Below are 417 nucleotides of genomic sequence, written 5' to 3'. Positions count from 1 at the left end.
GATATCTGCTGACTGCAAGCACCTTGGGCTTATAGCTCGGGATTATTCTGCTGATGAGAATCTGCGTTTTGCGTGTCGTTCGGAACAGGAAGACAGGCGACGCTTCAGGCTTCCTGCTGGTGGTTTAGAATACGTTCGAGAGGTTAAGGATGCGAAGTAATCACGCGGAGAGATTTTTGATGCAGGACCGTCTGTGAATGGGTGTGAGTCATCTTCTCGGATAGGTTTTTATCAGCTTCTTCGTCGCAACAGTGGGAACAAGGTTGATGTGTTTAAACATCTTTAACGCATTGGCAGGGATGAGGCCATAAGGCGTCAATCTGATCGCATTGCTGACAGGCTTGAAGGTCTGGGGATTCCGTCTAGGCGTAAGAAGCAGGATGGCACCTTTTTCCAGGTGGGGTTGCTGTCTGGATT

1 protein-coding gene is annotated in these 417 nt (G+C 49.2%); it reads right to left on the bottom strand.

Annotated elements, in window-relative coordinates:
* Positions 1-208: 208 nt before the first annotated feature.
* Positions 209-417 (bottom strand): hypothetical protein (locus KP705_RS18235; RefSeq protein ID WP_215765321.1); only part of this gene is annotated, 209 nt, incomplete at its 5' end.

Origin of the sequence: Gluconobacter sp. P1D12_c, assembly GCF_018812105.1 — a bacterium.
Taxonomy (GTDB): domain Bacteria; phylum Pseudomonadota; class Alphaproteobacteria; order Acetobacterales; family Acetobacteraceae; genus Gluconobacter; species Gluconobacter oxydans_A.
This window is presented reverse-complemented; position numbering and strand designations above follow the sequence as displayed.